This window comes from Povalibacter sp., assembly GCF_036735925.1.
Lineage (GTDB): Bacteria > Pseudomonadota > Gammaproteobacteria > Steroidobacterales > Steroidobacteraceae > Steroidobacter.
Genome location: NZ_DAINNK010000012.1, coordinates 76,077 through 84,688, shown reverse-complemented (window position 1 = coordinate 84,688; position 8,612 = coordinate 76,077). Strand labels below are relative to the sequence as shown.

General features: G+C 64.8%; 8 protein-coding genes. 3 read left to right on the top strand and 5 right to left on the bottom strand.

The window, feature by feature from the left end; all coding sequences use genetic code 11:
• Positions 1-1,531: methyl-accepting chemotaxis protein (locus V7D81_RS06215; RefSeq protein ID WP_324315270.1), on the bottom strand; the 1,531-nt coding region annotated here is incomplete at its 3' end.
• A 147-nt stretch (positions 1,532-1,678) separates the two neighbouring features.
• Between V7D81_RS06215 and V7D81_RS06210 the strand changes: the two genes are divergently transcribed.
• The gene (locus V7D81_RS06210; RefSeq protein ID WP_324315269.1) at positions 1,679-2,896 is read left to right on the top strand and encodes a carbohydrate porin; all 1,218 of its coding nucleotides are present in this window, start codon (positions 1,679-1,681) and stop codon (positions 2,894-2,896) included.
• A gap of 1 nt (position 2,897) precedes the next feature.
• Here V7D81_RS06210 and V7D81_RS06205 read toward each other — a convergent pair whose 3' ends face one another.
• Positions 2,898-4,529: a CocE/NonD family hydrolase gene (locus tag V7D81_RS06205; RefSeq protein ID WP_324315268.1), complete on the bottom strand. Its 1,632-nt coding sequence runs from the start codon at positions 4,527-4,529 to the stop codon at positions 2,898-2,900.
• Between the two features lie 293 nt (positions 4,530-4,822).
• A complete protein-coding gene (locus V7D81_RS06200) occupies positions 4,823-5,542 on the bottom strand; it encodes an NADPH-dependent F420 reductase (protein ID WP_324315267.1) in 720 nt (239 codons plus the stop codon).
• A 149-nt stretch (positions 5,543-5,691) separates the two neighbouring features.
• Between V7D81_RS06200 and V7D81_RS06195 the strand changes: the two genes are divergently transcribed.
• Positions 5,692-5,943: a hypothetical protein gene (locus V7D81_RS06195; RefSeq protein WP_324315266.1), complete on the top strand. Its 252-nt coding sequence runs from the start codon at positions 5,692-5,694 to the stop codon at positions 5,941-5,943.
• Here V7D81_RS06195 and V7D81_RS06190 read toward each other — a convergent pair.
• Positions 5,909-6,370: a host attachment protein gene (locus V7D81_RS06190; RefSeq protein ID WP_324315265.1), complete on the bottom strand. Its 462-nt coding sequence runs from the start codon at positions 6,368-6,370 to the stop codon at positions 5,909-5,911. The genes V7D81_RS06195 and V7D81_RS06190 overlap by 35 nt on opposite strands.
• 210 nt (positions 6,371-6,580) lie before the next feature.
• Positions 6,581-7,231, bottom strand: a complete 651-nt coding sequence (locus V7D81_RS06185; protein WP_324315264.1) for an HAD family hydrolase — start codon at positions 7,229-7,231, stop codon at positions 6,581-6,583.
• A gap of 302 nt (positions 7,232-7,533) precedes the next feature.
• On the opposite strand from V7D81_RS06185, the gene V7D81_RS06180 reads away from it, so the two are divergent.
• The gene (locus tag V7D81_RS06180; protein ID WP_324315263.1) at positions 7,534-8,550 is read left to right on the top strand and encodes a TerC family protein; all 1,017 of its coding nucleotides are present in this window, start codon (positions 7,534-7,536) and stop codon (positions 8,548-8,550) included.
• Positions 8,551-8,612: the final 62 nt, after the last annotated feature.

Here is an 8,612-nt window from a genome sequence, read left to right as displayed (position 1 = left end):
TGTCACGCCCTTCGAGACTGAAGAAGCCCATGACCGTCAGCAGCTGCTGGGTCTGATGTTCCATCGACTTGCTGGCGGCGGCGGCTTCCTCGACCAGCGCGGCATTGCGCTGCGTCACTTCGTCGATCTGCGCCACCGCACGATTCACCTGATCGATGCCGGAAGACTGCTCCTCGCTGGCGGCAGAGATTTCCGCCACGATGTCCGTGACTTTCTTCACGCTGTCCATGATGTCGGCGATCGAACGTCCGGATTCGTCGACCAGCACGGTGCCGGCTTTGACCTTCTCCACCGACTCGCTGATGAGCACCTTGATCTCGCGCGCGGCGCTGGCGCTGCGCTGTGCGAGATTGCGGACCTCGGAGGCGACGACGGCGAAGCCGCGGCCCTGTTCGCCGGCACGCGCCGCTTCCACGGCGGCGTTCAGCGCGAGCAGGTTCGTCTGGAACGCGATCTCGTCGATGACGCCGATGATGTCGGAGATCTTGCGGCTCGATGCGCTGATTTCGTTCATCGCACTCACGGCGCGTTCGACCACCGATCCGCCCTTGTCGGCCTGGCCGCGCGCGCTGGCGGCGAGCTGGTTGGCCTCGCGGGCATTGTCGGCATTCTGTTTCACCGTGGCGGCCATCTCTTCCATGCTCGAAGCCGTTTCCTCCAGCGCCGCCGCCTGTTCCTGCGTGCGCTGGCTGAGATCGTCGTTGCCCTGCGTGAGTTCGCGCGCCGCCGTGCCGACCTGTTCGGCGCTGCCGTAGACGGACTGGACGATCTCGCTGAGCTTGCGGTCCATGCCCTGCAGCGCTACCAGGAGTTCGCCGAGTTCGTCGCGGCTGGTGATCCGGATGTCGCGACCGAGTTCGCCGCGGGCGATGCGCGTGATCGTCGAGGCCAGCTGGGCGATGCCCTGCGCGATCGAGCGGACCAACATCCACGAGACCGCCAGTGCGATGAGGGCGGCGGTCACGAGGATGGTCAGGCCGACCCTGTCCGCGTGCGCAATCGCCTCTGCTGCCGCGCCTTCGGCGTGGTCGCTGCTGTCTTCGATGCGGCCGCTGACGTCGGCCAGGCGTCCTTCGAGATCCGCGAACGCCGCGAGGAAGCCCGGCAGCATGCCATGCGCCGCGGCCTTGTCCGTCGCCGCCGTGGCAACGATCGCCTCGGCGCTGGCGATGTATTTCTCCAGTGACGGCCGTACTTCGTCGAGCGCGGCGCGCGTGTCGCCCTGCGCCTGCTGACGGTTGGCGTCGACGAGCAGGCGGAACGTTTCCGCATGCTGCTGCACGCCGGCGTTCGCCGCGTCGCGTGCTTCGGGTGTCTCGGCCAGCAGTGCGGCCAGCACGTCGGCGCGCAGCGCGTCATGCATCATGTCGCCTTCGATGTGATTGCGCAGCGTGTGGCTGGTCATGATGACGCTGTCGAGCGATCCATTCACGACGAACAGGCTGTGGCGACTGGTGAGTCCCAGGACTCCCATCAGCACCAGCATGAGTACGACCACGCCAATGAGCCGGGACTTGATCGTGAGTTGCATGGAAACGCTCCGCCCTCGATGAGGAAACTGCCTCTTGGCACGGCTATCGGCCGTTCATCCGGAAACTTGTTCAGAGAGAAAAGAATCAGGGTTTCCCTTAGGGTGGTGCACGTTCAGTCCAGCCGCCCGTGCGCCGATGAAGTGGACATGTCATCGGTCATCCATCTGGACGCGCTTATGTATCGCCCGTTGCCGGCCATCTTCTGTCTCCTGGTGGCATCGACCGCCATTGCACAGGAGGGAGCCGAAACCAGCCTGCTGCAGGTCGAATCCGCCTACACGGGCGAGATCTGGAGTCAGGTCTCGGGCGGCATCGCGAGCGGCGAGCGCTACCTGGACAATCTCGAAGTCACCGCCACCGTCGATGGCGGGCAGTTGCTGGGCCTGGAGGGACTGCAGCTCTTCGGCTACGTGATCTACAACAACGGTCATGCGTTCGCCGACGAACTGAGCGGCGCGATGCAGGGCATCAGCAACATCGAAACCACGCGTGCGGTGCGGCTGTACGAACTCTGGTCGCAGTGGCAGTTCGGCAGCGGCGAACAGTCGATCCGCTTCGGTCTCTACGATCTGAATTCGGAGTTCGACAGCGTCGAGACTGCGGGACTCTTCATCAATCCCTCGCATGGCATCGGTCCGGACTTCTCGCAGTCGGGCCGGAACGGGCCTTCCATCTTTCCGGTGACGGGTCTGGCGGTGCGCGCGCAGAAGAACTTCGGCGCGTGGTCCATCCAGGCTGCGGCGCTCGACGGTGTGCCCGGCGACCCGGACCATCCGGATCGCACCGCCATCCGGCTCTCGAGCGAGGAGGGCGCATTGCTCGTGGGCGAAGTGAACTATCGCGCCGAATCCGGGTTGCGCACCGGCCTCGGTTACTGGCAGTACACGGCGCAGTTCGACGATCTCACCGCCACGACTTCCGCGGGCGAGCCGCGCCAGCGCGACGACAATGCCGGCGCCTACGCCATCGTCGAGAGCCCGACGTTCTTCGCGAATGCAGCGGAGCAGGGACTGAATCTGTTCGTGCGCGTCGGCGCTGCGCAGGCGGACATCAATCCGGTCGGCCGCTATCTGGGCGCGGGCGCCGTTTACAGCGGACTGTTCGTGTCCGGGCGCGACCAGATCGGCGTCGCCATTGCCGTTGCCGAACTCGGCGATCCCTATCGTCGTGCCCAGGCCGAGGCGGGCTTCGCCACCGAGGCGCGCGAGTACAACTACGAACTCACCTACCGGTTCGATGCGGCCGACTGGCTCGCGCTCCAGACGGATGTGCAGTACATCCGCAATCCCGGCATGGATCCGCAGCTCGACTCCGGCTGGGCCGTCGGCCTGCGCTTCGAACTCAGCGGCGGCTGGAGCCGGTAGATCAGGAATCCACGAACGGCAGGATGATCGCCGACGGCTGCGCGGCGGAGTGATGCACCGACTGCGTTGCCGCCTGCATCCGCGTCGCCGTCGCGATCGGCTCCGTGCCGCCGGGATTCCTGGCCCAGCGCGGAAACGCGCCGCTGGACACCTGCACGCGCAGACGGTGTCCCGGTGCCACGCGATAGGCGGTCGGCCAGCACTGCACCTGCACCCGCTGCGGCGTGTTCGCTGCGTCGATGCGTACGCGCTGCAGGCCGTCGCACACGTTCTTCGACACGCCATTCGCGTCGACATCGCATAGCCGCACGAAGAAGTCGGCGCTGGGGGCCGTGGACGACACATGCAGCTCGGCCGTCACGGGGCCGATGATGTCGCGCTGTCGTGTCATCGGTTCCGACGTGTACGTGATGACATCGGCGCGCGCCTCGAGCCGCGTGTTGTCGACCGAGAAGGGAACCATGTCGAGCGCGGGGCCGCCGACCGAGGGCGTCGGGTCGGCGGGGTCGTAGCGATAGGTGTCGGGTGCCGAATCCGGTGCGGCCTGCTGCGACAGCATTCGCCCGGGCTGCAGATGCCAGCGTTCGGCGCGCGCCTCGCGCGGCGGCCATTGGTCGAAGTAGCGCCATTCCTGCGTGCCGATGACCTGGAGCTTCACGGGCTTTTCAGGCGGCGCCGCAGGCTTGCCGCGCAGCTGCCGGTCGAACAGCGCGAGCGACTCGTGCATGCCGGCGTGACCCATGCCGAAATCCTGGTGACGCCACGGGCCGATGGTGATGCGCGCATCGCATCCGGCCGCACGCAGCGCGGCGAAGTCTTCCATCTGGAAGGGCAGGAAGATGTCGTACCAGCCCGCGGCCATGGTGATGGAACGCTTCACCTGCGGGATCGTGCGGCGATGGTTCATCGGCGCCCACCACGGATCGCGGTGGGTGTCGTGCTGCATCCAGTCCTGCCAGAAGTCGACACGGTTGCCGGCGACTTTCTCGTCCAGGCTGCCGAGCGGCAGCAGGCGCCATTGCGCCGCGCTGATCGCCGGGCGTTTCGTCAATCGCTGCAGCAGCAGACGCAGCATGGCGTTCGGCTTCTGCATCGTGTTGACCATGTGCGTCCAGCCCAGCGCGTTCTCCAGCGCGAACGAATCGCCCATGTAGGTCATGAGCGAAAAATCCGCGAGCGTTGCCTGCATGCCCATGGCCTTTACTTCAGGACCCGCCGCAGCGGCGACAGCCCATTGCGTGTAGCCGAGATAGCTCGGACCGTACGTGCCGATCGCGCCGTCGCACCATGGCTGCTGCTTGATCCATTCGATGGTCGCGAGACCATCGCGCTGCTCGTCGTGATGCGGATCGAATCTGCCGGTCGAGGCAAACGTGCCGCGACAGCTCTGCATGACGACGTTGTATCCGCTCGCGGCGAGCGGATACGCCATGCCTGCCGCGAGCAGCACGCTGATGCCGTAGGGCGAGCGGATCAGGATGGCGGGTGCCCTGGTGTCGGGACTGCCGAGATAGAGATCGGTTGCGAGTTCCGCGCCGTCCGGCATCCGCACGCTGATGTTTTTCCGGATCGTCACCGGATGCGTCTGCGTGACACCGAGCTTTTTCAGCATCATCCGGAACAGGAACTGCATGCGTCGCTCCCTTTTTCTTATACGTTATAGCGACTGGCAGTATCACGAGGGACCCATTGCGCCTGCAGGCAAGCGAGTGCGCAGCGAAGCGCGCGATCCGGCTGTCTGACTGTAGGTCAGGCTTCAGCCTGACGATTCTCAGGCCGGCTGAAGCCGGCCCCACAGGCCGAGCGATCCGGCTGTAGGTCAGGCTTCAGCCTGACGATTCTCAGGCCGGCTGAAGCCGGCCCCACAGGCCGAGCGATCCGGCTGTGGGTCAGGCTTCAGCCCGACTGCTCCAGCACTTGCCGCTATCAAAGTCCCGCCGCGACCTTCCGCACTTCCTCCGGCGAACGCTCCCCCGCCAGCGCCGTGCCAGGCATCAGATGCTTGCCCATCTCGAGCCCGCCGATCAGCACCGGCTCGTAGCCGATCTCGCGAATCAGTGTCGATGCGATCTCGATCGCCTGCCGGTCGTCGCCGGCGATGGGCAGTCCGATCTGGCCGGGCGTTTCATGGGCCGTGGCCATGCGTGCGGCACCGACTGCGTTGAACGCGCGCACGATGCGCGTGCCGGGCAGCAGTTCCGCGGAGGCCAGTCCGGCGCCTTTCTCGCGCGCCCAGTTCGCGATCTCGCCGTCCCGGGCGGGAAAGGGATTGCAGGCATCGATGATGACCTTTCCCTTGAGTTCCGCGGCGAGCGACTTGCCGAGGTCCGGCAGCGCACTGTAGGGAACCGACATGACGATCACGTCGCCGAACGCCGCGGCCTGTTGCGGCGTGCCTGCACTGGCATTCGCGCCGACCTGTGCCGCGAGTGCCTTGTCCTCATCGAGATGCCGCGACGAGAACATCACCGGATGGCCCGCTTTCGCCCACACCGTGCCGAGTGCGCTGCCGACCTTGCCGGCGCCGATGATGCCGATCTTCACTTTCGCGGCATCGGCAGCGTCGGAGGACGCAGGCAGGCCCAGCGCGAGCGCGGCGACCAGACCGGCAACGATGGCGAATCGACGGCTCATGTTCTGACTCATGATGATCTCCGGGGCGGGGGTGAGCGATTGTCGATGGCGGTTTCGGTATTTTCAATCGCGTCCTTGCGGACAAATCCGGGTGTCGCGGAACAGATGGTCTGGCGCAGCATTGAAGCCGTATCAGGCACGAACGGGCGAGGTGAAATCGAATGACGCGCACGGAAACGGATCGCGACGATCCCTCGGAAGGCAAATCGGGCGCTTCGCCCTCCGCGCCGGGAACGGGCGCGAAGAGCGAAACGGTGAAGGCGGACCCGACGACCGACGAGGCGAAGGTGGCGGATACGCTGCCCCAGGCCAGCCCGGTGCCTGACGTGCAGCGCGCGCTGGAAGAGTCGCGCAGATATCCGGCGAAGGCAGAGGAAGTCAGCGCGCCTGAAAGAACGTATCGTCCGGAATGAATTTCAGGATGGCCTTGCCGTCCTGGCGGATCAGATCCTTCGATACCTCGCCCGCGAGCAGCGAACGCGCCTGCGTCGACAGCGACTGGCGCAATAGCCCGAGCATTCTGGGCGGTGCGATCAGCAGCAGCTTGTCGAAATCATTCCTGGCGCGATCGGCGTCGATGCGGTGCGCAACGGCCTTCGCGAACAGTTCGACGTCATGACGCTCCGTGCTGCGCTCGCCGTCGACGCCATGCGAGTGGCCGTGATTCACGCCCGTCGGCCCGCCGTGGCGTCGACCGGGGCGATCGGTTTCCAGGTCGGTGTCCTTCAATCCTGCGGCGCCGTTCTGTATCGATCCTCGTCCTGTCAGCGGGCCCGTGAGTTTTGATGTATCGAAGAAATTGGCTTCACGTTCATCTGACACGACGATGCGCAAATTCATGATGTCACCTCGCTGTGGAGTGGGACGATTGCCGACGCAACGGGAGCCTGACGCGCGCGTCCGGGTTTTCTGCACTGCATCATGACGTCGCGGGCCCGTTGCCCGTCGAGCGTGCCAGCTTGGGAGGAAGCGTCAATGCGCGGTTTACGTGCTTCTGCGCATGCGTCGGCGGGTTCGTGAAGAGGGGACGGCAGGGCAGGCGAGCCAGGCTCACGTAATCAGATCCAGTAGTGCATCGAAATCGCCAATGACTGTTTGCGCGCCGGCACGTTCCAGTTGTGCTGGCGTGAATACATGCCCGGCAGGACAGAAGGCGATGGTCCGCATGCCTGCAGCGTGCGCTGCAACGACGCCCGCCTGCGAATCCTCGACCGCGATGCACTGTGCGGGAGATGTACCGAGCATGCGGGCGGCGAGCAGATAGATATCGGGCGCCGGCTTCAGGCGTTCGACATGATCCGATGAAGCGATGCGATCGCCGAAGAAATGACGGATGCCGCAGGACTGCAGCGCCTGCTCGATGTATGCGGCGTGCGAGTTCGACGCAACCGCCATGTGCGCACCTCGTTCGCTCAGCGCCGTCAGCACGCGTACTACCGAAGGTATGGGTTCGAGTTCAGCGGCAACGAGACGATGCAGCTCCGCTTCGATCCGCTGCTGCGTGTCGGCAGGCAGCGTGACTCCATGCTCCTGCTCGATGATGCGCAGCATCGCGGTCCGGCCGATACCCGTCGATCGCCGCAGATGCTCCTGCGGATCCAGGACGATGCCGAACTGCGCCAGCACGGTAACGTCGGCACGGTTGTGAAGAGGTTCGCTGTCGACGAGCGTTCCGTCGCAGTCGAATGCAATGCTCGGCATGGGGATCGTTGCGTTGGCGAAGGGAGTGCGGGAAGAGTGCCATGCAGGATGGGTGTTTTGCATCGGATGAGTGGAGTTGCACGTTGACCGCCCGGTAACCGGCCTGCTTTAATCCTCGCGCCTCTCCTAGGGGAGTAGCCTGGGCCGCAAGGCTCTGCGGTGTCGTCAGTACGGATCTGCTTTCACGGCGTGTGAGGCAGGTCCCGGCACCGCATCATGCGACGGCGCATGACGGGCAAGACCGCGAAGGGCAATACACCGCCGGGGCTGTTCGCCACAGCCTCATTGCCTTCGAGGTCCGTATGACGGGAACTCCCCTCATGTGGTCGCTGTTTGCGACCTTCGTTCTGATCGCACTGCTCGTCGATTTCTTTGCCCTGCGAAAACAGGGAGCGCACGCCGTTTCCATCAGGGAAGCCACGATCTGGTCGCTCATCTGGGTGGCAGTGAGCTTCGTGTTCGTCGCGTGGATGTGGTGGTACCTGGGCGGCGCCAGCGCCGATCCGGCGGCGCAGGTGCTGGCGAAGGACAAGTCGCTCGAGTTCATCACGGGCTACCTGGTCGAGAAGGCGCTGGCGGTCGACAACATCTTCGTGTTCCTGATGTTGTTCACGTATTTCTCGGTGCCGGCGGATTACCAGAAGCGGGTGCTGATGATCGGCATCCTAGGGGCACTGGTGCTGCGCGCCGTCATGATCCTCATCGGCGCCTGGGCGATCAGCCGCTTTCACTGGATTCTGTACGTCTTCGGCGTGTTCCTGGTGTTCACCGGCATCAAGATGTGGTGGGCTGCCGGGCAGGAGCCCGATCTCGAATCGAATCCCGCGCTGAAATGGATCCGGCGGCGCATGCGCATCGCGCCGGACTACGACGGTGAACGGCTGACGACCCGGATCGACGGCGTGCGCGTGGCGACGCCGCTGGCCGTCGTCGTGATCCTCATCGGCATCGTGGACGTGATCTTCGCGGTGGATTCCATTCCCGCGATCTTCGCCATCACCACCGACACGTTCATCGTGCTGACGTCGAATGTCTTCGCCATCCTCGGCCTGCGCGCGATGTACTTCCTGCTCGCCGGCATGCACGAACGTTTTCACCTGCTGTCCTACGGCCTCGCGCTGGTGCTGGTGCTGATCGGCACGAAGATGCTGCTGATCGACGTCTACAAGATTCCGGTGGTGTGGTCGCTCGGTGCGACGCTCGGCATCCTGGCAGTGACGATGGTGCTGTCGCTGATGATTCCGCCGAAAGGGCCCGCGCATCGCGGCGCGTATCCGTTTGCGCGCAAGCGGCCGGAGGTGGAGAGCAAGGAGGGATAGGGCGTCCTTTCCTCCGCGGGTTTCTGTAGGTCAGGCTTTAGCCTGACTTCCGATAAAGAGGC

What these genes read in the sequence shown, in the direction of transcription:
- V7D81_RS06210 (WP_324315269.1), top strand. Translation starts at nt 1,679, where the DNA reads ATGTCATCGGTCATCCATCTGGACGCGCTTATGTATCGCCCGTTGCCG.
- V7D81_RS06205 (WP_324315268.1), bottom strand. Translation starts at nt 4,529, where the DNA reads ATGCAGTTCCTGTTCCGGATGATGCTGAAAAAGCTCGGTGTCACGCAG.
- V7D81_RS06200 (WP_324315267.1), bottom strand. Translation starts at nt 5,542, where the DNA reads ATGAGTCAGAACATGAGCCGTCGATTCGCCATCGTTGCCGGTCTGGTC.
- V7D81_RS06195 (WP_324315266.1), top strand. Translation starts at nt 5,692, where the DNA reads ATGACGCGCACGGAAACGGATCGCGACGATCCCTCGGAAGGCAAATCG.
- V7D81_RS06190 (WP_324315265.1), bottom strand. Translation starts at nt 6,370, where the DNA reads ATGAATTTGCGCATCGTCGTGTCAGATGAACGTGAAGCCAATTTCTTC.
- V7D81_RS06185 (WP_324315264.1), bottom strand. Translation starts at nt 7,231, where the DNA reads ATGCCGAGCATTGCATTCGACTGCGACGGAACGCTCGTCGACAGCGAA.
- V7D81_RS06180 (WP_324315263.1), top strand. Translation starts at nt 7,534, where the DNA reads ATGACGGGAACTCCCCTCATGTGGTCGCTGTTTGCGACCTTCGTTCTG.